The sequence below is a fragment of the Paraliobacillus zengyii genome, assembly GCF_003268595.1.
Lineage (GTDB): Bacteria > Bacillota > Bacilli > Bacillales > Amphibacillaceae > Paraliobacillus_A > Paraliobacillus_A zengyii.
Window position 1 is genome coordinate 601236 of the sequence record NZ_CP029797.1, and the last position, 23113, is coordinate 624348.

21 protein-coding genes are annotated in these 23113 nt (G+C 34.8%); 18 read left to right on the forward strand and 3 right to left on the reverse strand.

Going from position 1 to position 23113, the window contains the following annotated elements; translation table 11 throughout:
* Nucleotides 1-34 precede the first annotated feature (34 nt).
* The 13 genes from DM447_RS03045 to DM447_RS03105 all read left to right on the forward strand — a co-directional run bounded on the left by DM447_RS03045 (nt 35) and on the right by DM447_RS03105 (nt 16020).
* Nucleotides 35-1066 carry a DUF3048 domain-containing protein gene (locus DM447_RS03045; protein ID WP_112179843.1) on the forward strand — a complete coding sequence of 344 codons (1032 nt, stop codon included), beginning with the start codon at nt 35-37 and terminating at the stop codon, nt 1064-1066.
* Between the two features lie 23 nt (nt 1067-1089).
* On the forward strand, nt 1090-1392 hold the full coding sequence (locus tag DM447_RS03050) for a YerC/YecD family TrpR-related protein (RefSeq protein WP_112179844.1): 303 nt from the start codon (nt 1090-1092) through the stop codon (nt 1390-1392).
* Between the two features lie 28 nt (nt 1393-1420).
* Nucleotides 1421-2407: a Gfo/Idh/MocA family protein gene (locus tag DM447_RS03055; RefSeq protein WP_112179845.1), complete on the forward strand. Its 987-nt coding sequence runs from the start codon at nt 1421-1423 to the stop codon at nt 2405-2407.
* Nucleotides 2408-2617: 210 nt separating this feature from the next.
* A complete protein-coding gene (gene pcrB / locus DM447_RS03060; RefSeq protein ID WP_112179846.1) occupies nt 2618-3304 on the forward strand; it encodes a heptaprenylglyceryl phosphate synthase in 687 nt (228 codons plus the stop codon).
* Between the two features lie 13 nt (nt 3305-3317).
* The gene (gene pcrA / locus DM447_RS03065) at nt 3318-5555 is read left to right on the forward strand and encodes a DNA helicase PcrA (RefSeq protein WP_112179847.1); all 2238 of its coding nucleotides are present in this window, start codon (nt 3318-3320) and stop codon (nt 5553-5555) included.
* A 17-nt stretch (nt 5556-5572) separates the two neighbouring features.
* A complete protein-coding gene (gene ligA, locus DM447_RS03070; protein WP_112179848.1) occupies nt 5573-7579 on the forward strand; it encodes an NAD-dependent DNA ligase LigA in 2007 nt (668 codons plus the stop codon).
* 31 nt (nt 7580-7610) lie between these two features.
* A complete protein-coding gene (locus tag DM447_RS03075) occupies nt 7611-8801 on the forward strand; it encodes a CamS family sex pheromone protein (protein WP_112179849.1) in 1191 nt (396 codons plus the stop codon).
* Nucleotides 8802-8925: 124 nt separating this feature from the next.
* On the forward strand, nt 8926-9216 hold the full coding sequence (gene gatC, locus DM447_RS03080) for an Asp-tRNA(Asn)/Glu-tRNA(Gln) amidotransferase subunit GatC (protein ID WP_112179850.1): 291 nt from the start codon (nt 8926-8928) through the stop codon (nt 9214-9216).
* A gap of 15 nt (nt 9217-9231) precedes the next feature.
* Nucleotides 9232-10701 carry an Asp-tRNA(Asn)/Glu-tRNA(Gln) amidotransferase subunit GatA gene (gene gatA / locus DM447_RS03085; RefSeq protein ID WP_112179851.1) on the forward strand — a complete coding sequence of 490 codons (1470 nt, stop codon included), beginning with the start codon at nt 9232-9234 and terminating at the stop codon, nt 10699-10701.
* Entirely contained in the window at nt 10701-12131 is a 1431-nt protein-coding gene (gene gatB, locus DM447_RS03090) for an Asp-tRNA(Asn)/Glu-tRNA(Gln) amidotransferase subunit GatB (protein ID WP_112179852.1), read from the forward strand. Before gatA ends, gatB begins: the two co-directional genes overlap by 1 nt.
* Nucleotides 12132-12264: 133 nt before the next feature.
* Nucleotides 12265-13170: a diacylglycerol kinase gene (locus DM447_RS03095; RefSeq protein ID WP_112179853.1), complete on the forward strand. Its 906-nt coding sequence runs from the start codon at nt 12265-12267 to the stop codon at nt 13168-13170.
* A 184-nt stretch (nt 13171-13354) separates the two neighbouring features.
* Nucleotides 13355-14737: a 23S rRNA (uracil(1939)-C(5))-methyltransferase RlmD gene (gene rlmD / locus DM447_RS03100; protein WP_112179854.1), complete on the forward strand. Its 1383-nt coding sequence runs from the start codon at nt 13355-13357 to the stop codon at nt 14735-14737.
* 467 nt (nt 14738-15204) lie between these two features.
* Nucleotides 15205-16020, forward strand: coding sequence for a TraX family protein (locus tag DM447_RS03105; RefSeq protein ID WP_112179855.1), 816 nt, complete (start codon nt 15205-15207; stop codon nt 16018-16020).
* 793 nt (nt 16021-16813) lie between these two features.
* On the opposite strand, the gene DM447_RS03110 is transcribed toward DM447_RS03105, so the two are convergent.
* Nucleotides 16814-17965: an MFS transporter gene (locus DM447_RS03110; protein ID WP_112179856.1), complete on the reverse strand. Its 1152-nt coding sequence runs from the start codon at nt 17963-17965 to the stop codon at nt 16814-16816.
* A gap of 104 nt (nt 17966-18069) precedes the next feature.
* Between DM447_RS03110 and DM447_RS03115 the strand changes: the two genes are divergently transcribed.
* Nucleotides 18070-18942 carry a LysR family transcriptional regulator gene (locus tag DM447_RS03115; RefSeq protein WP_112179857.1) on the forward strand — a complete coding sequence of 291 codons (873 nt, stop codon included), beginning with the start codon at nt 18070-18072 and terminating at the stop codon, nt 18940-18942.
* A gap of 86 nt (nt 18943-19028) precedes the next feature.
* Here DM447_RS03115 and DM447_RS03120 read toward each other — a convergent pair whose 3' ends face one another.
* Together DM447_RS03120 and DM447_RS03125 are read right to left on the reverse strand one after the other, a co-directional pair.
* Nucleotides 19029-19859, reverse strand: coding sequence for a sugar nucleotide-binding protein (locus DM447_RS03120; RefSeq protein ID WP_157967340.1), 831 nt, complete (start codon nt 19857-19859; stop codon nt 19029-19031).
* Between the two features lie 72 nt (nt 19860-19931).
* Nucleotides 19932-20384 (reverse strand): HIT family protein, encoded by a 453-nt coding sequence (locus tag DM447_RS03125; protein WP_112179859.1) that lies wholly within the window; start codon nt 20382-20384, stop codon nt 19932-19934.
* Nucleotides 20385-20692: 308 nt separating this feature from the next.
* Between DM447_RS03125 and DM447_RS03130 the strand changes: the two genes are divergently transcribed.
* From DM447_RS03130 to cobC, 4 genes are all read left to right on the forward strand, one after another.
* Entirely contained in the window at nt 20693-21262 is a 570-nt protein-coding gene (locus DM447_RS03130; protein ID WP_198663140.1) for a GNAT family N-acetyltransferase, read from the forward strand.
* 117 nt (nt 21263-21379) lie between these two features.
* Nucleotides 21380-21847, forward strand: coding sequence for an NUDIX hydrolase (locus tag DM447_RS03135; RefSeq protein ID WP_112179860.1), 468 nt, complete (start codon nt 21380-21382; stop codon nt 21845-21847).
* A 127-nt stretch (nt 21848-21974) separates the two neighbouring features.
* A complete protein-coding gene (locus DM447_RS03140) occupies nt 21975-22478 on the forward strand; it encodes a 5' nucleotidase, NT5C type (protein ID WP_162632687.1) in 504 nt (167 codons plus the stop codon).
* A 54-nt stretch (nt 22479-22532) separates the two neighbouring features.
* Nucleotides 22533-23105, forward strand: coding sequence for an alpha-ribazole phosphatase (gene cobC, locus DM447_RS03145; protein ID WP_112179862.1), 573 nt, complete (start codon nt 22533-22535; stop codon nt 23103-23105).
* Nucleotides 23106-23113 lie beyond the last annotated feature (8 nt).

Genomic DNA, 23113 nt, shown 5'->3' on the forward strand with positions numbered 1-23113 from the left:
AAATCAATCCTCAAATAGAAAAGGTGTGTGACAAATGAAAAAGAAGTTAATGCTATTATTAATATTTTTAATTCCGTTATTATTGGTCGCTTGTTCAAATGAAACAGAGCAGACTGATTCAGATCCGGAAGTTGAAGAACCAGTAGGAGAATCAGAACCAGCGTTACCAAATGTATATCCGCTTACTGGAGAAAGGACAGAAGAAGCAGTTGATAATCGAATTGTCGCTGTCATGATCAATAATCATCCATCAGCCCGACCGCAGACTGGTTTATCCCAAGCAGATGTTGTGTTTGAAATTTTGGCTGAGGGTGACATTACAAGACTAATGGCTCTCTTTCAAAGTCAACAGCCAGAGGTTGTCGGACCAGTAAGAAGTGCGCGTCCTTATTATTTTAATACGGCAGATGACTATGGTGCGCTCTATGTTTATCATGGTGCAGCAAACTTTATAGAAGATATGCTAGCAGATGGTGCCGCTGAGTATTTGAATGGTGCTTATTATGATGATGATGGTAATTTATTTAAACGGGAGTCTTTCCGTGTTGCACCGCACAACTCTTATTTGCAATTTGGAGCTGTTTATGATGTTGCAGAAGAAAAAGGGTACCAAACAAGTATGGAGTATGAGTCTCTAAGATTTTTAGAAGAAGAAGAAACTACTGAAATTGGAGGAACTGAGGTTACAGAGGTATCTTTCAATTACACATCAACACCAGTTCGTTATGTGTATAATTCGGAATCAGAAGCCTATTTACGTTATAATGGGGAAGAACAAACACTTGAGTTAAATACAGATGAACCTGTAGAGCTAGACAATGTCTTTATTATCGAGACAAATCATGAAGTGGTTGATGATGCTGGACGCCGCGAGATAGATTTAGATTCAGGTGGAAATGCATATCTTTTACAAAAAGGAAAACTTCAAAAAATCCAATGGAAGAACCAGGATGGACGAATTATACCGGTTCGTGATGGAGAAGAAGTTGGGTTAGTTTCTGGTCAGACTTGGATTAATGTGATTCCCACGGATCCAGGATTATCAGCAGTAGAAGAGATAGAATAAGACAAAGGGAGGAGAATAGTTCGATGCAGATCGATAAATTAAGAGGTGAACAATTGGATCAGCTATTTGATGCAATGCTAACATTAAAAAACCGAGAAGAATGCTATCAATTTTTTGATGATATTGCGACAATGAGCGAGATTCAATCCTTTTCCCAAAGGTTACAAGTAGCAAAAATGTTAAAAGAAGGCCATACGTATCATGCTATTGTTGAAGAGTCGAGCGCATCAACAACCACGATTTCGCGTGTGAAGCGTTGCCTTAATTATGGTAATGACGGTTATCAAATGGTACTTGGACGTCTAGAAGAACAAGAGGAGTCATAGATATTAATTTTATAGGAGGTAAAAATATATGGTTAGATTCGGAATTATCGGGACAAATTGGATAACAGAAAGTTTTATTAATGCTGCGTTAGATGTGGAGGATTTTGAGCTAGTTGCAGTTTATTCTCGCACAGAGGATAAGGCAAAGCAATTCGCAGACAAGTTCTCTGTAGAAACAATATTTACAGATATGGATCGTTTTCTGCAAAATGATCAAATGGATGCAGTGTACATAGCAAGCCCAAATGTTATGCATGCAGGACAAGCGATTGAAGCGATGAATGCAGGTAAACATGTGATTGTGGAAAAAGCAATAGCATCAAATGCAACTGAAGTTAAAGAATTAATTGATACAGCAAAGCGAAACGGTGTATTGCTAATGGAAGCAATTAAATCAATCTTTTTGCCCAACTTTCAAGCAGTTAAAGAAAACTTGGACAAGATAGGGCCAGTTCGTCGCTATTTTGCGAGCTACTGTCAGTATTCATCACGTTATGATGCATATAAAGAAGGAAACGTCATGAATGCGTTTAAGCCTGAATTCTCTAATGGTTCTCTAATGGATATAGGAATCTATTGTATTTATCCTATGGTAACCCTCTTTGGCAAGCCAAAAAAAGTTCATGCTAATGCTTATATGCTTGAATCAGGTGTTGATGGACAAGGAAGTGCCCTGTTTGATTATGATGAACTAAATGGTTCAGTAATGTATTCTAAGGTTACAAATTCTTATCTGCCATCTGAAATTCAAGGTGAACAAGGCGCAATCATAATTGACAATATTAATCACCCTACCAAAGTAGAAATAAAATGGAATGATGGAACTGTCGAAGATATCTCGCGACCACAAAAAGACAATGCCATGTATTATGAAGCAAAGGCTTTTATTGATGCAATAAAAAACAATGAATTAGAATCCTCAATTAATACGTATGAAAATACACTAATAACGGCGACTATTTTAGAAGAAGCAAGAGGACAGTTTGGACTCGTATTTCCAGCCGATAATAAATAGAAAAAGCTAGCCTAAGTGGCTAGCTTTTTTCTATTATATTCTATTTTCTTTTTAAGTCACTATTCGCCACTATGTTGCCATTTAAATGTCGGGATAGATAGATTCTCATGAAAAACGACCTTTTTTAAAATGATTCAGATATCTTACTGAATTTTGTAGGATTTTTGGTATAATGAAATAATGGATTAGTAGTGGATGGAGGCTAATACTTTGTATAATAGGAAAGAATGGAAACATATTTTCAAATTAGACCCTAATAAAGAAATTACTAACGAAGAAGTAACGAAAATTTGTCAATCAGGAACAGATGCAATAATCGTTGGTGGAACAGATGGGGTTACTTTAGATGGTGTATTACAACTATTAAGTCAGATTCGCAGGTTTTCAGTACCTTGCATTTTAGAAGTCTCTTCAATGGATGCAATTACACCTGGTTTTGACTTTTATTATATTCCAATGGTGTTAAATAGTCAGGATAAAAAATGGATGATGGACATTCAGCATCAAGCAATTAAAGATTTTGGAAATATGTTGAACTGGAACGAAATTGTGGCGGAAGGATATTGTATTTTAAATCCGGAAGCAAAAGCATACAATCTTGCTAATTGTAAGCTCCCAGATGCAGGAGATGTAATAGCTTATGCACAAATGGTTGAACACATGCTTCATTTGCCAATTTTTTATTTAGAATATAGCGGTACATACGGTGATCCAGAATTAGTGAGGCAAGTGAAACAACAATTGAACGCTACACAATTATTCTACGGTGGTGGGATAAAGAATAAACAGCAGGCAAAAGAAATGGCGACTTGCGCGGATGTCATTGTTGTAGGAAATAGTATATATGAAAATTTTGAAGAAGCGTTACAAACAGTTGAGGCAGTAAAAGAAGGATAAAGGCGGTGGACTAATGAGCAAAGCAATGGAAAAATTACTTAATGGATTAAATAAACCACAACAGGATGCTGTTCGTCATACAGATGGTCCATTACTCATAATGGCAGGTGCGGGAAGTGGTAAAACGAGAGTCCTAACACATCGAATCGCTTATTTGTTAGATGAAAAAGAAATTTCTCCTAGAAGCGTTTTGGCGATTACCTTTACAAATAAAGCAGCAAGAGAAATGAAAGAGCGGATCTCCCGACTAGTTGGACCAGAAGCAGATCAAATATGGGTATCTACTTTTCACTCAATGTGTGTACGGATATTGCGCAGAGATATTGATCGAATTGGTTACAGTAGAAGCTTTTCAATCTTAGACAGTGGGGATCAATTAACTGTAATAAAGAACATCTTAAAAGAAAAGAATATCGATCCAAAAAAATTCGAACCGCGAGCTATGTTGAATGCAATTAGTTCAGCAAAGAATAGTTTAATTACACCTGAAGGGTATAAAGCAGAAGCAGGAGATTTCTATCAACAACAAATAGCAACGGTTTACGAATCGTATCAAAGACGACTGATGAAAAACCAATCACTTGATTTTGATGATTTAATCATGCAGACAATTGTATTGTTTAAACGATTACCAGAAGTGTTGGAATATTACCAGCGACGGTTTCAATATGTTCATGTGGATGAGTATCAAGATACAAACCATGCACAATATTCTTTAGTAAAACAGTTAGCATCACGCTATCAAAACTTATGCGTAGTAGGTGATTCTGATCAATCTATCTATGGCTGGCGTGGAGCAGATATTGCGAATATCCTTTCTTTTGAAAAGGATTATCCAAGTGCTAGAGTCGTTATACTTGAGCAAAATTACCGTTCGACACAATCAATTTTAGAAGCAGCTAATCGTGTGATTGAAAATAATCCTGGACGTAAGGCGAAGAAACTATGGACAGATAATACAGAGGGCTCGAAAATAAATTATTATAAAGCGGCAACAGAACAATATGAAGGGTTATATGTGGCTGGCAAGGCGGAAGAGTATGTACAATCTAATGAATATAACTATCGTGATATAGCCATTCTTTATCGAACAAATGCTCAGTCTAGATCCGTCGAGGAAACGTTTGTTAAAGCAAATATTCCTTATCAAATTGTTGGCGGAACTAAGTTCTATGATCGAAAAGAAATTAAAGACATGCTTGCATACTTACGTTTAATATCGAATCCTGATGATGACCTTAGTTTTGTAAGAGTGGCAAATGAGCCGAAGCGTGGTGTTGGTAAAACATCTTTGGATAAGCTTCAAGCCTATGCAGCTGAACATGACATTTCTTTATACACTGCAGTACAAGAAGTTGACTTTGCTGGTGTTAGTGGTAAAGCTGCAAAAGAGTTAGCGAACTTTGGAGCATTAATAAGAAATTGGACACAACAGCAAGAGTTTTTAACTGCAACGGATATGGTGGAAGAAGTGATAACAAAGACAGGGTACGAGACAATGCTTCAGAATGAGCGTAGCATTGAAGCACAAAGTCGTCTTGAGAACTTAGAAGAGTTCAAAACGGTTACTAAACATTTTGAGGAAAATAGTGAAGATAAGACATTACTTGCTTTCTTAACTGATTTAGCCTTAGTTGCTGATATTGACCGAGTAGATGATGATCCATTTGCAGATAATAAAGTAACACTAATGACTTTGCACGCTGCCAAGGGACTAGAGTTCCCGATTGTATTCTTAGTAGGCATGGAAGAGAACGTCTTCCCACATAGTCGTTCTATTCTTGATGAAGATGAGATGGAAGAAGAACGTCGTTTAGCCTATGTAGGAATTACAAGAGCGGAAAAGATACTACACATTTCACATGCTCAGATGCGAACCTTATATGGCAGAACCAATATGAATCCAATTAGTCGATTCATTAGAGAGATTCCAGAAGTATTGTTAGAAGGTATGGAAGAAGTGAAAGAACAAATGTCCAAATCGCCTTCTATCAATTCCAATCTCCAAAAACCAAATCCATTTGCTGCACCATCCAAGTTGGCTGTTAAAAAAGCAGCACAAAAAACAACGACGGGTGGAGAAAAGGTTGGATGGCAAGTTGGTGACAAAGCTAACCACAAAAAATGGGGTCAAGGAACCGTTGTGAAAGTTACCGGTGAAGGTGAATCAATGGAATTAGATATCGCATTTCCATCACCAACTGGTATTAAGCGATTATTAGCGAAGTTTGCTCCGATTACAAAAGATTAAATTGAGGTGGATGTCAGATGGATCAAGCAAAAGCTGATCAAGAGATAAAAGCATTACGTCAGACATTAGAAAAGTATAATTATGACTATCATGTCTTAGATAATCCGACTGTTCCAGATGCGGAATATGATAAAAAAATGCAACAGTTGCATCGATTAGAGGAAGAATTTCCCGCACTTGTTACACCAGATTCACCCACACACCGAGTTGGTGGAAAACCTCTAGAGGGTTTTAAAAAGGTGCAACATAATGTACCAATGCTTAGTTTAGCTAATGCGTTTAGTGATACAGATCTAAAAGATTTTGATCGACGTATCCGTGAAGGCTTAGATATAGAGGCGGTCACGTATGTTTGTGAGTTGAAAATTGATGGGTTAGCCGTATCTCTTCGCTATGAAGAAGGTATTTTCACTCTGGGAGCTACTCGAGGAGATGGTGAAACGGGCGAGGATATTACACATAATCTAAAAACGATTCGAAACATTCCATTAAAAATTGCAGAGAAAAGTACAATTGAAGTTCGTGGAGAAGCATTTATGCCACAGAAATCTTTTCTTGCCTTAAATGCGCAAAAAGAAGAAAATGGAGAGGAACCGTTTGCGAATCCACGTAATGCGGCAGCGGGTTCTTTAAGACAATTAGATTCTAAAATTGCTTCTAAACGTAGCCTTGATGTTTTCCTTTATGCGGTTGGACAATGGGAGTCTGGTACACTTACGACACATAGTGAACGGTTAAATTATTTAGCTTCATTAGGTTTACAAACAAACCCAGAATGGCGGAAATGCCAAAATATTGATGAAGTGATTGCTTATGTAGAAGGTTGGGTTCAAAATCGTGAGAACTTATCTTATGACATAGATGGCATTGTAGTGAAAGTGGATAATCTTGCATATCAAGATATACTTGGTAATACAGCTAAAGGGCCACGTTGGGCAATTGCTTATAAGTTTCCAGCGGAAGAAGTTGTCACTAAGCTTACAGATATCGAATTAAGTGTTGGAAGAACTGGGGTTATTACGCCTACTGCTATTCTTGATGCAGTTAAAGTTGCAGGTACAACTGTACAGCGTGCTTCCTTACACAATGCAGATTTTATTCGTGATAAAGACATTCGAATTGATGATACAGTTGTAATTAAAAAAGCCGGAGATATTATCCCAGAGGTTGTGCGTGTCTTAACTGACAAACGAAATGGGGAAGAAATTCCTTATGAGATGCCTACACATTGTCCTGCATGTGAAAGTGAGTTAGTTAGGCTTGAGGAAGAAGTTGCACTAAGGTGTATAAATCCTAGTTGTCCGGCACAAGTAAAAGAAGGATTGACGCACTTTGTTTCGCGTAACGCCATGAATATTGATGGTTTAGGAGAAAAAGTTATTGAGCAACTTTTTGATGCGGATTTAGTTGATAAAATTTCTGATATCTATCGACTAGAGCGTGATTCCTTACTAGAATTAGAACGAATGGGTGAGAAGTCAGTTGATAATTTGTTACGTGCAATCGAAGTATCAAAAGGTAATTCACTTGAGAAACTGTTGTTTGGTTTAGGAATACGTTTTGTTGGGGCAAAAGCTGCGAAAACATTAGCAATTGAATTTGAGACGATCGATAATTTAGTAGCGGCTACGTATGATGATTTAGTTGCAGTGAACGAAATTGGTGAAAAAATGGCTGATTCGATTGTTCGATATTTTTCAGAAGATCATGTAAAAGAATTGGTCGAACAGTTAAAGCTATTAGGATTGAATATGAATTACCTAGGACCGAAAAAGACACAGCAAGCTGAGGATTCGATTTTTAGTGGAAAGACAATTGTTCTGACAGGAAAAATGGAGCAACTGACACGTCCAGAAGCAAAAGAAAAAATTGAAGCTTTAGGTGGCAATGTGACAGGAAGTGTTAGTAAAAAGACGGACCTACTCATTGCAGGATCAGAAGCTGGATCTAAATTGGATAAAGCTAGAAAGTTAGATATAGAAGTTTGGGAAGAGCAACAGTTAATTGATGCGCTTGATATATAACCCAAACAACTGAGAGAGGATGACATGCTTAATGAATAAAAAAGGTTTTAGCGTACTCTTGTTATTACTCCTATTGTTTTTAACAAGTTGTGCTCCTTCATTTGATAATCAAGAAGATGAAGTTGTTGATGATAATACCTTAGATGATACAGGTCAGGAAACAGCGATTATTCCAAGCTACAGTGTATCAGATCAAGATTATCAAGTGTTGTTACCTTATAAACTAAGTCAATCTCGAGGAGTAATTGTCAATCAAATTGCCAATCGTTTAGACATTGATTCGTTTGAGGAAGGATTACGAAGACACTCAACGAATGTTTACGATCCTGATGATTACTTTTTTCAAGAAGGGCAAAAGATCACGTCAGATGTTGTCTATAATTGGTTAGAACGTTATTCTGAAGAAGATGACAGTAATGGGAATCCACTCGGTCTAAATCCTGAAATTGATCTTCCCGTAAATGAAGAAGACCGAGATCCAGAACAAATATTAAAAGAGGAACGAGAAAACCCAAAATATTTATCCCATATTCTAGAACAAGACTATTTAGTCAAAACAGAAGATAATGCTGTTCAACTCGCTGGGATTTCAATTGGAATAGCGATGAAATCAAATTACCGATTTGAAACAGAGGATGGCCTTTATTATTACGAAGATATTAGTATGGATAAAATGTTATCTGAAGCAAATCGGATAGCAAAAGAAGTGGTTACAAGAGTACGAGAAATAGAAGGGTTAGAAGAAGTGCCGATTATGTTAGCTGTATATCGAGAAGAATCACGTGATGCATTAGTACCTGGGAATTTTGTCGCAACAGCAACTGTAGATAATGGTAGCAATTCTGTTGGGGATTGGGAATCTATTGATGAGGAATATATTTTATTTCCTTCCACTGAAGCCACTGAAAAAGATCCAGATACAACAGCAAACTTAGACGACTTTGAAAAAGACATTGCTGAATATTTTCCGAACTATGTTGGTGTAATCGGGGAAGGATTCTATATTGATGAACAATTGCAAAAACTCACGTTAGAAGTCCCAATTCAATTTAAAGGTAAAGCGGAGGTAATTGGATTTACCCAATATGCTTATGGGCTTGTAATGGATGGTTTTCAAAACCACTACGATTTAGAGATTAATATAACGGCAAGTGACAATCAGGAGAGCTTGATTTTCCGTAAGGCTGGCGAAGAGGAACCGACTGTTCATATTTATGATTAAAATCCGATAAGGAAATAGTAAGTTAGTAAATCAATAGTTGCTAATACAGTCCTTTTTTTGCTATTATCATAAGTATTGTTAGTCTACGAATATAATCACGGAAATAAATGTGGAGGTGAAAAGAATGGCAGAAATATCTAAAGAAGAAGTAAGACACGTGGCAAACTTAGCACGTTTAGCAATATCAGAAGAAGAAGTAGAGAAAATGACGAAACAGCTCGGAGATATTATTAGCTATGCCGAACTATTAAACGATTTAGATACAGAGAATGTTGAACCGACAACACACGTATTAGATTTGAAAAATGTGATGCGCAAAGATGAGCCAAGAAAATGGATCGAAAAAGAAGATGCACTAAAAAATGCACCTGACCAACAAGAAGGTCAATTTCGCGTCCCTTCCATATTAGAATAAGGAGGTTTACAGATTATGTCCCTGTTTGATTATACATTAAAAGAATTACAAGATAAGCTACATAGTAAGGAGATTACAGTCAGTGATCTCGTTTCCGCGTCTTATGAGCGTATTAACGCTGTGGACGACAAGGTAAAAGCATTTTTAACATTGAATGAAGAAGCGGCACGTGCAAAAGCAAAAGAATTAGATGGACAAGTGGACGAAGCTTCAAATCCATTGTTTGGTATGCCACTAGGTGTAAAAGACAATATGGTGACGAAAGGACTTCGTACAACATGTGCTAGTCAAATTTTAGATAACTTTGATGATCCATTATATAATGCAACTGTGGTTGATAAGCTAGAAGCTGAAAATACAGTTGTAATTGGTAAGTTAAATATGGACGAATTTGCGATGGGTTCATCAAATGAGAACTCTAGCTATGCACCGACTCGTAATCCATGGAACACAGATTATGTCCCAGGTGGCTCTAGTGGTGGTTCAGCTGCAGCAGTGGCGGCCCGTGAAGTGTTTTTCTCACTAGGTTCAGATACAGGTGGTTCGATTCGTCAGCCTGCAGCATTTTGTGGTGTTGTCGGGTTAAAACCAACTTATGGACTTGTGTCACGTTTTGGATTAGTTGCATTTGCATCCTCTTTAGATCAAATTGGACCAATTACAAGAACTGTTGAAGATAATGCACATTTATTACAAGCAATTGTTGGACAAGATCCTATGGATTCAACATCAGCAAATGTCGAGATTCCAAATTATAGTGATGCAATCAAACAAGATGTAAAAGGATTGAAAATTGCTGTACCAAAAGAATACCTACAAGAGGGTGTAGCACCAGAAGTGAAAGAAGCTGTCCTACAAGCATTAAAAGTTTATGAAGATCTTGGTGCGACTTGGGAAGAAGTTTCGTTACCACACTCTCAATATGCAGTTGCAGCTTATTATTTACTTTCATCATCTGAAGCTTCGGCAAACTTGGCGCGATTTGATGGCGTACGTTACGGTGTTCGTTCAGAGAAAGCAACAAATATGATTGATATGTACAAGCTGTCTCGTAGTGAAGGATTTGGAGATGAAGTGAAACGTCGTATTATGCTCGGTACGTTTGCACTTAGCTCTGGTTACTATGATGCATACTATAAAAAGGCGCAAAAAGTACGTACATTAATTAAAAATGATTTCGAAAAAGTATTTGAAGATTATGACATCATCGTTGGACCAACAACGCCAACACCAGCATTTAAAGTAGGCGAAAAAATTGATGATCCGTTAACAATGTATGCGAATGATATTTTAACAATTCCTGTTAACTTAGCAGGTGTTCCCGGAATGTCACTTCCGTGTGGTTTCTCCAGTGAAGGATTACCAATCGGCTTACAAATAATTGGTAAACACTTTGACGAGTCTACCATTTATCGTACAGCTTACGCGTTTGAACAAGCAACTGATCATCATAAAAAACGCCCGGAATTGGGAGGTGCTAAATAATGAATTTCGAAACAGTAATTGGCCTTGAAGTCCATGTCGAATTAAAAACAGATTCAAAGATTTTTAGCCCTAGTTTTAATCATTTTGGTGCAGAAGCAAATGAAAACATTAATCCAATTGATTTGGGATATCCAGGTGTATTACCTGTATTAAATGAGCAAGCGGTAAATTATGCAATGAAAGCTTCTATGGCAATCAATTGTGATGTTGCGACCAATACAAAATTTGACCGTAAAAATTATTTTTACCCGGATAATCCGAAAGCCTACCAAATCTCTCAATTCGACCAGCCAATTGGAGAAAATGGTTGGATAGAAATTGAAGTGGAAGGTAAGAAAAAACGTATTGGCATAACGCGTCTTCATTTAGAAGAAGATGCTGGAAAATTAACACATAATAATGACGGTTATTCACTTGTTGATTACAACAGACAAGGAACGCCATTAGTAGAGATTGTTTCAGAACCGGATCTTCGTTCTCCAGCAGAAGCATATGCTTACCTTGAGAAAATAAAAAATATTATTCAATATACTGGCGTTTCAGATTGTAAAATGGAAGAAGGATCACTTCGTTGTGATGCGAATATATCAATTCGACCAATTGGACAAGAAGAATTTGGTGTAAAAACAGAATTGAAAAACTTAAACTCTTTTTCTTTTGTTCAAAAAGGATTAGAATTTGAGGAAAAACGTCAACAGGAAGTATTGCTTGCTGGTGGAGAAATCCTGCAAGAAACGCGTCGTTATGATGAACAAACAAAAGAAACAATCTTAATGCGTGTGAAGGAAGGATCAGATGATTACCGTTATTTCCCTGAACCAGACCTTGTACCACTTTATATTGATGATGCTTGGAAAGAGCGAATTCGTGCCGAAATTCCAGAGTTACCAGATGCTAGAAGATTACGTTATATTGAAACATTAGAATTACCTGCATATGATGCAATGGTACTTACTAGCACAAAGGAAATGTCTGATTTCTTTGAGTCAACAATTGCTGCAGATGCTGATGTTAAACAAGCTTCCAATTGGATTATGGGCGAACTTTCCGCTTATATGAACAAACAACAAAAAGCGTTACATGATTTAGCTTTAACACCAGAGAGTTTAGCGAAGATGATTAAGTTAATTGAAGATGGCACAATTTCTTCTAAAATCGCGAAAAAAGTATTTGCTGAACTTGTTGAAAATGGTGGAGAACCAGAAAAAATCGTCAAAGATAAGGGACTTGTTCAAATCTCAGATGAAGGGCAATTAACAGAGATTATATCTGCATTGCTCGACAAGAATGAACAATCGATTATCGATTATAAAAATGGTAAAGATAAAGCAATTGGATTCTTGGTTGGACAAGTAATGAAAGAAACAAAAGGACAAGCAAATCCGCCAATGGTAAACAAAATAATTTTAGCAGAAATTAAAAAACGATAAAAATGGGAAGGCTACTTGCACAATTGTCTGTAGCCTTCTGTATGTTTAATTTTAATAGCTGCTCTAGTTCTCTTAAATTGAAAAAAGACATTATTCTAAAGATAGATAGAGTAACATAAAAAGGGGGTTCATTATGCAACGTGCCCGAATTATTTATAACCCAACTTCAGGACGAGAGGGTTTTAAAAAAGAGTTACCTGATGTGTTAAGAAGATTTGAAGAATCAGGTTATGAAACCTCTGTTCATGCAACCACAGGTGTAGGAGATGCGACAAAAGCAGCACGAATAGCTGTTGACAGGGCTTACGATGTGATTGTGGCAGCTGGTGGAGATGGGACGATTAATGAAGTGATTAATGGAATGGCAGAGCAACCAAATCGACCAAAACTAGGTATTATTCCAGTTGGAACAACAAATGATTTCTGTCGAGCACTTTCTATTCCAAGAAATATTCATAAAGCGGTGGATGTTATTCTAGAGAATCACTCCATTCCATTAGACATTGGACGTGTAAATGATCAATATTTCATGAATATTGCTGGTGGTGGGAAATTAACTGAATTGTCTTATGATGTACCAAGTAAATTAAAGACGATGCTCGGTCAATTAGCTTACTATCTAAAAGGTATTGAAATGCTGCCATCGCTAAGGCCTATTAAAGTACAAATAGAACATGATGGAAAGCTATTTGAAGATGAAATCATGCTCTTTTTGGTGGCTAATACAAATTCTGTTGGTGGATTTGAAAAACTAGCTCCATCTGCCAAAATGAATGATGGCTTGTTTGATCTACTAATATTACGCAAAACAAATTTAGCAGAATTTGTACGAATTGCTTCTTTAGCATTACGTGGTGCTCATCTAGAAGATGACCGAATTTTTTACACACGTGCAAGTAAGATTAAGATAAATACCGAAGAACAAATGCAGTTAAATATTGATGGAGAATTCGGTGGTTTACTACCAGGAGAATTCACCAACTTATATCGACATATTGAATATTTTGTACCCGAGTCATTCATTAAAGAAGATAGCTAGTAGTAGCAGATCTTCTTTCTTTTTTTTGCAGACTATACTATTATTCGTCATAATAGCTTATTTCCCAGGAAATATTGCAAAACGCCGTCGATAATGACCTCTTGAAGTACAACTCCATTTCTTAAAATGACTAACTTATGATAAACTTTGACCACAGTAGATAAATAAAGGACGATGATATAAATTGGAAAAGCAACAAGTCCCAGTGAAAAAAAATGAAGAAATTACTCTTCACTTCGAAGACATCACGCATGAAGGAAATGGTGTAGGTAAGATCAATGGTTATCCATTGTTTGTTCCATATGCATTACCAGATGAAACAGCAAAAGTTAAAGTAATTAAAGTTAAAAAAAACTTCGCAATAGGTAAGTTAATTGAATTAGAAAAAACAAGCAGTGAACGAGTTGAACCTCCTTGTAATGTTTACTTTCAATGTGGAGGCTGTCAGCTCCAACATATGAGTTACACGATGCAAGTCGATATGAAACGAAATCAAGTAAATAACTCCTTGAAAAAAGTCGGACATATCCAAGATGTTATTGTGCATCCAACAATTGGTATGGTTGACCCATGGCGCTATCGTAATAAGGTTCAAATCCCAGTTGCAGAGAAAAATGGCGGATTGATTACTGGTTTTTATCGTAAAAAAAGCCACGAAATTATTGACGAGATGGATCGCTGCATTATTACCTCAGAAGTAAATGACCGCATGGTAGAAGCAGTACGAAGCATTGCTGATCGACATGGTATTTCTGCTTATGACGAGAAATCGCATCGTGGAATTTTACGTCATATTATGGTTCGTACAGGTGAAGCAACGAACGAAACAATGATTGTAATCGTGACAAGAACGGCAGAGCTACCGCATAAAAAGGAATTAATTAAGGAGTTACATGAGACATATCCACATGTTAAATCTATCATCCACAATATTAACAAAGAACGAACAAATGTCATTCTAGGAAAAGAATCAAAATTATTGTGGGGCGAAGCATATATTTATGACAAAATTGGTGATATTAAATTTGCTATTTCCGGTAAGTCATTTTACCAGGTAAACCCTACACAAACTAAAAAGTTGTATGACAAAGCATTAGAATATGCTAATTTAACTGGTGGCGAAACAGTAATAGATGCCTATTGTGGTATAGGTACTATTTCGTTATTCCTTGCACAAAAAGCAAAAAAAGTTTATGGCGTTGAAATTGTACCAGAAGCAATTGAAGATGCAAAAAACAATGCGAAGCTAAACCAAATGGACAACGTAGAGTTTGTTGTTGGACAAGCTGAAAAGATTATGCCCTGGTGGACAGCACAAGGGTTAAAACCGGATGTTATTGTGGTCGATCCCCCAAGAAAAGGGTGCGAAGAAGCATTATTAGAAGCAATGACTACAATGCAACCAAAGCGTATTGTCTACGTATCCTGTAATCCATCAACATTGGCACGTGACCTCCGTATTCTAGAAGATGGTGGATATCAAACAAAACAAATACAGCCCGTTGATATGTTCCCACAAACAATGCATGTAGAGGCAGTTGCGTTGCTCGAATTAAAATTGTTGTGAAGTTAAAATAGAAATTACTCAGTAAAAATAAATATTTCCGAATTCAGGGTGTTTTTCAGGCCGGTATTTTCCTGATTTTGACGATCTTTTGTTTTAAGACCAGTAAGTATAATTAACAGTAGAACTCTACTCATCTAATGAGTGGAGTTTTTTTATTAAGTTAGATACAAATGAATTGGTTTAATGTAGTATTTTGAATTTTATTTACATAAATATTACAGTAAATTAAAAATATTGGTATTACTGCATGCTATAATTAACTCTCACAGACAACTAAATACGCTTATCCAAGTGATTTGAATCATAAATAAAACTACTTTTTGAAATTCGATGCCCCTAGCAATTTTGACGGATACGTACAAAGATAAGGAAACGGTTTTTCATAATTAGAATTAATGTTTAACATAAATAAAACGCCGATATCGGCGTTTTATTTATGATTTGACAAGGTTTAAAGGAGTATAATAATGACTAATACTAAATTAAAAATCATAGCACTTATTGCCATGCTTATCGACCATATCGGTTACTTTATCCCTGATACTCCGGAATGGTTTCGGTGGATAGGGAGAATCGCTGCTCCTGTTTTTGTTTATTGCATTGTGGTGGGTTATAAAAATACCTCGAACAAGAGAAAGTACCTTATACGTTTATATCTTTTTAATGTAGGTATGGCTTTAGTTAACTTACTTATAAATATGAACAGTTACACACTCGTTAGAACGGGTGCAATTCCAGTTAATGATTATTATATTACGAATAATATTTTTTCTCTATTTTTCTTCATCGTATTTTTACTACTCTTATTAGAAAACAGGAAGATAAAATCTTTCTTTTTGCTTATTGCATGGCAACCCATCTCTAGTGTTTTATTCTACCTTATAATTGAGAAGTACAAACTGTTTGTTCCGGCCGGCGTAGATTCAACATACCATTTTCTTGGATCAGTATTAGGGAACGTTTTATTAATGGAAGGGAGTATCCTCTTTGTTATATTAGGTGTGATATTTTACTTTGCAGATGGTGATAAAATAAAGGATGCAGTTGGTTATATTTTGTTTTGTGTCGTTATTTTTTTAGTTATTCAAAAAGTAGAACTTATGAGGGTAGCGATCTTAAGTCTATTAGTTCCGTTTGGAGACGACCAGTGGATGATGATTTTTGCATTGCCATTAATATTACTGTATAACGGTAAAAGGGGAATTGGATTGAAATACTTTTTTTACATCTTCTACCCTGTGCATATTGTTATACTTTTCTTCGTTGGATTGTGGCTAAGATAGGTGAAAGTCGAGGTAGGAATTGGAGAATAGTAAAGATCAACGAAACTCTGCTTAACTTTGGTAGAGTTTTTTGTTTTATTGGTTTTGATTTAATAAATTTCCATCTTCTCTTTAAAAAGTTCATATGTAAATAGGATTGTAAATGGTAACTTAAAAAGAGCTACTAAGACAATTGAGAATTAGCTACTTTTCCATTTATCTTCTCTCTTCTCTCTAAAACTCTTCTATCTACTATGTGAAGTTAAAATAGTAATTTCTCAGCCAAAATAAACATTTCCGATGCAGACCCCGATTTCGTGAAAATAAACTTTTCCGAATTCAGGGTCTTTTTTCTATTATCCCTTGTCCTGTCAGTCTTTTCCCGATTATCTCTTCCTTCTTTTCTCGGAGAACTTTATTTCAACTGACGAAAAAAGGTGAAAAAACAGGCGAAAAAGCGGCGAAAAACGGTCATTTTTGAAACGAAAAAGGGTGGAAATAGGGGTTCTGTCGGAAAACTTTATTTTAACTGTAACGGTGGAATGCGGGTTTGAGGGGGGGGATTTCGGAGGTGTTTAATATTTTGGTACAAAAATTGTGAAGTTAAAATAGAAACCACCCAGTAAAAATAAACATTTCCGATTAAGACCCCGATTTCGTGAAAATAAACATTTCCGAATTCAGGGTCTTTTTCATGCGAATCCCTTGTCTTTATTCGGTTGTCTCTTGTTTCCATTACGCACAATAATAACTTATGAAATCTCCATTATTTATACAAAAAAGTGAGTAAGGATTAAATGGTATTGTTAATAAGTTATTTATACTGAAAAACTTTACTGAAAATTATTTGGAAATAGAGAAGAATTAAAATACTTAGAATAGTAAAAGTTAACCAAACTAAAGCAGGTTGAAAACTGTAAAGTAACCAACCACCCATTATACTGCCAAATGATCTACCAATTCCATCTGATAATTTACTAATGCCAAAATAAAGTCCCATATTTCCAGATTTATCGGAAAAATTTGCAATAGACATTTCCATGATAGGTAACAGAAAGATTTCACCGATTGTAAATAAGATTATGCTAACAAGTAACATAGTGAAGGTATGCCATAAAGTTAATATAACAAATGCTAAAATAATCAGTGAAACACCAACATTAATGAAGAGTTTGGGTTTAGCATATTTACTTATTAATAAACCAACAAAGTATTGTAATGCTAAGCCTGTAATTCCATTAATAAGAAACAGTAATTGTATTTGGTCTGTATATGTTTTTGCGTATTCGGGCATTGTTACAAATAATTGCGCAAATAAAATATAAAACATAAGCATAAAGATCATTAGTTGTAAAAAGCCTTTGTTGTAGAACGCTTCTTTGAAATGCTGAAGAGACAATCTATTAGAATTATAAACTTTCTTGGGGTTAACAACAAAAGCAATCAATAAGAATGCTCCAAATAGATAAACGGAACCGGCAGAAATAAAAATAAAGTTATAGTTTCCATTTAATATTACAATACCTGCAATAATAGGGCCTAAAAGTAAGCCAGCATTTGTAGCGCTTGCTCTGATAGAGGAAACTTTTGCTCTATCTGTATGTTTTGAACTTTTCATTAGAAGAGATTGTAAAGAAGGACCTGAAAATCCTCCGCCTAATCCTGCTAAGGAAGAAAAGATTAACAATGATATGTAATTAGAAACGCAGCCTACTCCTATAAAACCAAAACCTCTAATCAGTTCTCCTAAAATAGATATTCGTTTATATCCATAATAATCCCCTAGTGGGCCAAGTAACACTGGTGTTATTTTTTGAGTGAAGATATAAGTGGCTGTTAACGTGCTGGCCTGGGTCAGCGTAATATTATGGATATTTGTAAGTAAAGGAAATAAAGGCATCGCAGTGTATCCACCGGTCGAAAGAATAAAAATTAGAAATGCAAGTATATAAGTTTGTTTAGTCACATAATCACTCCTCTATTACATAGTAATGGAGTATAATTGATTATAGAAACGAATTATTTTAATAGAATTAATCGAAAATATTAATTAATAGTGGGTGATGGCGAGTGGACTTTGAACAGTTAAGAACATATGTATCTCTTACAAACAGCAAGAATTTCACAAGAACAGCAGATGAAATGAATGTTGTTCAATCTACTGTTACAGCAAGGATAAAATTACTTGAAGAAGAAGTTGGGAAAAAGCTATTCATAAGGAAAACTCGAAATTTGGAGCTTACGGATGCAGGTAAGACATTTCTATCCTATGCTAAACAAACGTTAGAGATAATGAATGAAGCTATTAAAGCGACGAGGATAAAGTCCAATTATAATAGTAGCTTAGTAATAGGCGGCTTGAATTCTCTCTGGGATACACCTATTTTTGACCATATTAACAATTATCAATCTATTTATTCCAACACTGCAATAAGACTTATAACTGGTCATTCAAAGGATATTATTGAGAAGATCCAATACGGTTTAATAGATGTTGGATTTGTGTATAATCCACCTTATTCTTCGTTTTTTAACGTCTATAATATTAGAGAAGAATCAATATCGCTGGTTGGTTCAACAAAATTAGTTGCAAAATTAAATACATTAACATCAGACTTTGTAAGTGATATTCCGTTTATTCATTATAATTGGGGATCAGATTTTTCTGAATGGTTTGAAGAAGAAATAGGAAGAAATGAAACAATGCGTTACAGAGTTGATCATACAGGGGTCGCCTTACGACTTATATTAAAGGGTGAAGGTATTGGATTTATGTTGAATAGTATTATTGATAAGTATGAGAAAGAAGGTTTGATTTCTTCTGTGTTATATAAACCCAAAATAGAAATACCAAAGCGGAAAATATATATGATCTGTTCCAAAAAGAAAAAAGAAAAGGTGAATGTATTCTGGCAAAATATGATAGATGAAAATAGTGATTAGAATTATTAGATTAGTTTATGGATCAGTTACACTCTATGGGCCAATTTAGTGTAACCGATTCAATTTACTATTAATCCATTTATAATTTATATTAAAATGCTAAATGGTGATTTAAGCAAATTATTTATTTTTAGAGTGTTTAATGAAGTATCCAATAGTATATATGGGTTTTCATTTGAATTTATCGTGGATGGTTTTATAACAGCTTCATCATAACCGAGCCTTCTTAGACGCCTTTTATAAAACGTAAAGTAACTTTCTTTTTGCAATGGTCCTACATGTAAAATTCCGTTAAAATCTATATTAGAAAGTTCTAATATGACTTTTGAAAGGTCCTCAATGTTTACAAATGTTCGATACATATTTGTGGCTGCATGAAAGAACCCTTTTTCCTCGACTTCCTTGATTACTTTTTGGGTTCGCTCTTCAATATTTTGATTTAAATCCTTTCCATAAAGAGGACCTGTACGAATAATCATGTACTTTGGATGGTTATTTTGACCCTTCTTTTCACCTAATATTTTTGAATTGATGTAAGTAGCTAAAGGCGCCTCTTCAGCTATTGGAATTGGATTATCAGATTCTTTATATCCCCCTGTTCCTCCTGCAAAAACACCATCAGTAGAAATGAAAATAAGTTTTGTTTGTGAACTTATTGCCAAAATAAGGTTTGATAGGCCAAATTTTATTAGCACATCTTCTTCGTTCATACTTAATAATGACCATACAACTACATCTGGAAGAAATTCTTGGATAATTTGTTCTACAGCATCTTCATCTGTTATGTCCAATTGAGTTATATTCGCTTTTTCATTCATATGTCTTGAAGTGCCTAGTACGGTATGATTTAAACTTTCTGCTAAACCAAATAAAGTTGATCCTAGAAATCCAGTTGCACCTAATATTAAAATTCTCAAATCTAATTCCCCCATTATACTATTTTGGTCAATTACTGTTTATTGAGATAGTTTAAGTAAAATATATCTCATTCACAGTACAAGGTTATCCAGCTCACTCAATAAAACGGATTTTAATCTTTCTAGTTCTTTGTCATTGGGTTTTATATTTTCAGCATACATTTGATCTCTAGGTGTCCACCAAACGGGGTGAGTTGGATTTGACTCTGTTTCGCTTCTAGTGAAAATGTGCCAATGCATATGAGGATCACTATTACCTAAAAGCTCATAATTTAATTTTAGTGGTTTAAAAGCTCTATGTACTGCTTCTGATACTCTGCTCATTTCTAAAAGAAACTTTTCTTTAAAGTCGTTATTTAATTCATGTAGTTCACTTCGATGCTCTTTACAAAGGAACAGTGTATAACCCTTGAAATATTGATGATCACCAATAACAACATATCCTGTCTCAAGCTCTTTAACAAAATATTTATTTGTGCCTTTTTTAATCATCTTAATCCTAGTGCAAATTAAACAATCTTCCATTAAGTGTTCCTCCAATCTTGTTGAATAAATAATCATATAACTATTTAATATTATTTTCTTACCTTCTCGAACAAACAAATCTAACTGTTAATCGTAAACACTTTCTTCTATATATTAACATAAAATACCAAATTTCACGAAAAATAATCACCTAAAAAGTTACAGTTTAGTTTAAATGTTTAATGAATAATGGTATGGTATTTATATTACATATAGAAAGGTGTGATGTCTTATGGCATATAAACTAAATCATGATAAACAAGTAGGTTTTGGTTTTTGGAAAAAGTATATGCAGAGGAGATGTCAAATTGAAATTGAAAGAAGAAATATTTGAAGTAAGCTCAGAAACAGAGAGATTAGTAATAAGACCTTTAGAGAAATCTGATTATAAAAATTGGTTAAATGAATTTGAAAACCGTTATCCGACGCAATATCGCCATGATAAAGGAAAAATAGATATGAGCGCATGTACAGAGGAATGGTTCGATAATCTCGTAGATAAACATCAAGAATTAGCACTTACGGATACTGCTCACGTATTTGGTGTATTTAGAAAAGAAGACGCTACACACATAGGTATGATAGATTTTTCAACCTTAGCAAGAGATGATTTCCAATGGGGAAGGATAGGATACTCAAACCATAATCAATATTGGAGAAAAGGGTACGGTAAAGAAGCAGTAAAAGAAGCGCTTAATATTGCTTTTGACCATTTAAAATTCCATCGGATAGAGGCCCACATCAATTTAGACAATTTTGCTTCATTCAATCTAGCAGAGAGTGTGGGGATGGAATATGAATGTACAAGAAAAGGATTTATTTTTGAATTTGGAAGATGGACAGATAATTTAATTTATTATAAAAATTCTATTGAGTAAATCTTTACAACTAATAAGGCGATTGTTCAATATAGAACAGTCGCTTTTTCACTATTGAGTATAATTCTTTAACTTTAGGTGTATTAATTCAAACTATATAATATGGGGAGTGATTTAATGGATTACATACAACATTTAAGGTCAATGGTTGGAAATGAGAAGGTGATTATGGTTGTTTCAGGAGCATTTGTTTTTGATAGAGAAAATCGAGTGCTAATGCAAAAACGCTCTGATAATGGACAATGGGGTTTGCCTGGTGGATTTATGGATTTAGGAGAGAGTGTACAAGGTACAGCCAAAAGGGAAGTGTACGAAGAAACAGGACTTTTATTAGAAGAACTTGAGTTATTTGGGATTTATTCTGGTCCTCAATATGATAAGACTTTTTCTAATGGTGATCAAGTATCACTGGTCCTTATATCATTTATTTGTAAAAAATATAGTGGAGAGTTAGTTGAAAGTAACGAGGAATCTTTACAGAATAAATTTTATTCACTTGATGAACTACCAGAATGTATATTTACAGAACATAAAATGCTAATAGATGATTTATTATCAAAGAAACAAATACCGATTATTGGGTGATAATTATAGACTGCATATTAAAGGGATATATTCCTTTTGTGTAAGATATAAATAGTGTTTCAGATTTAATAATTAATTGAGAAATAATCTATGGGGGCTTCCTATTGTGAACAGAATAGCAGTAGACATGGATGATGTACTAGCTGATCCTCTGTCTAAGCATTTAGAAATTTTTAATAAAAGATACGATGAGAGAATTTCAATGCAAGACTTACGAGGAAAATACTTAACTGAAATACGGCCTCAGTTAGAAGAAGAAATTATTAGTATATTAAATGAACCTAATTTTTTTCGTGATTTAGGTGTAATAGAAGACAGTCAAGAAGTGTTAAAGGAATTAACCCAATACTATGAAGTTTTTATTGTAACAGCTGCTATGGAATTACCTACATCTTTTTCGGCAAAATATGAATGGTTAAAACAACATTTTAGTTTTTTGAATCCGAATCATTTTGTGTTTTGTGGTGATAAAAGTATTGTTGATGCAGATTATCTGATTGACGATAATCCAAAGCACTTTAAACGTTTTAAGGGTCAAGGTATTTTATTTAATTCACCTTATAATATATACGAAACAGGCTACTACAGAGTGAATAACTGGAAAGAAGTAAGAAGCTATTTTTTAAATTAAAGTCTTATTAAATAAGGTAGTGTATTTATAAAGAAATGTTAAAGGAGCACTATAATGAAGCTATACTTGATTAGACATGGACAAACAGATTGGAATATAGTTGGTACGATTCAGGGAAGTAAAGATGTTGAACTTAATTCAACTGGGATTTCACAAGCAGAAGAATTAAGTAAAAAAATAGTTGAGACTGACTATTCATTTTCAAAGGTTTATTCAAGTCATCAAAAAAGGGCTACTAAAACGGCAAAAATACTAAGTGACACTACTAAGACTGAATGTATTGAGATTAAAGGCTTAGAAGAAATTAATCTCGGAGAATGGGAAGGCTTATCTTGGGCTGAGATACAAAAAGTGTATCCTTCAGAATTTAGTGAATGGTATAAAAATCGAAGAAACACCAAACCACCAGGAGGAGAGTCATACCAAGAAATGTTGATGCGTGTTTTAAAAACGTTAAGAAAAATAGTTGATAGTAATGAAGAAAATATTTTGATTGTAACACATAGTGCAGTTATTATGTGTTTGCAATGTTATCTAACAAATACGCCATTTGAAGAAATGACAAAATTCAAAACAGATAATATGTCAATTACAGAAATAGATAGCAGTTTAATAGAAGTGAGATGATGATTTAA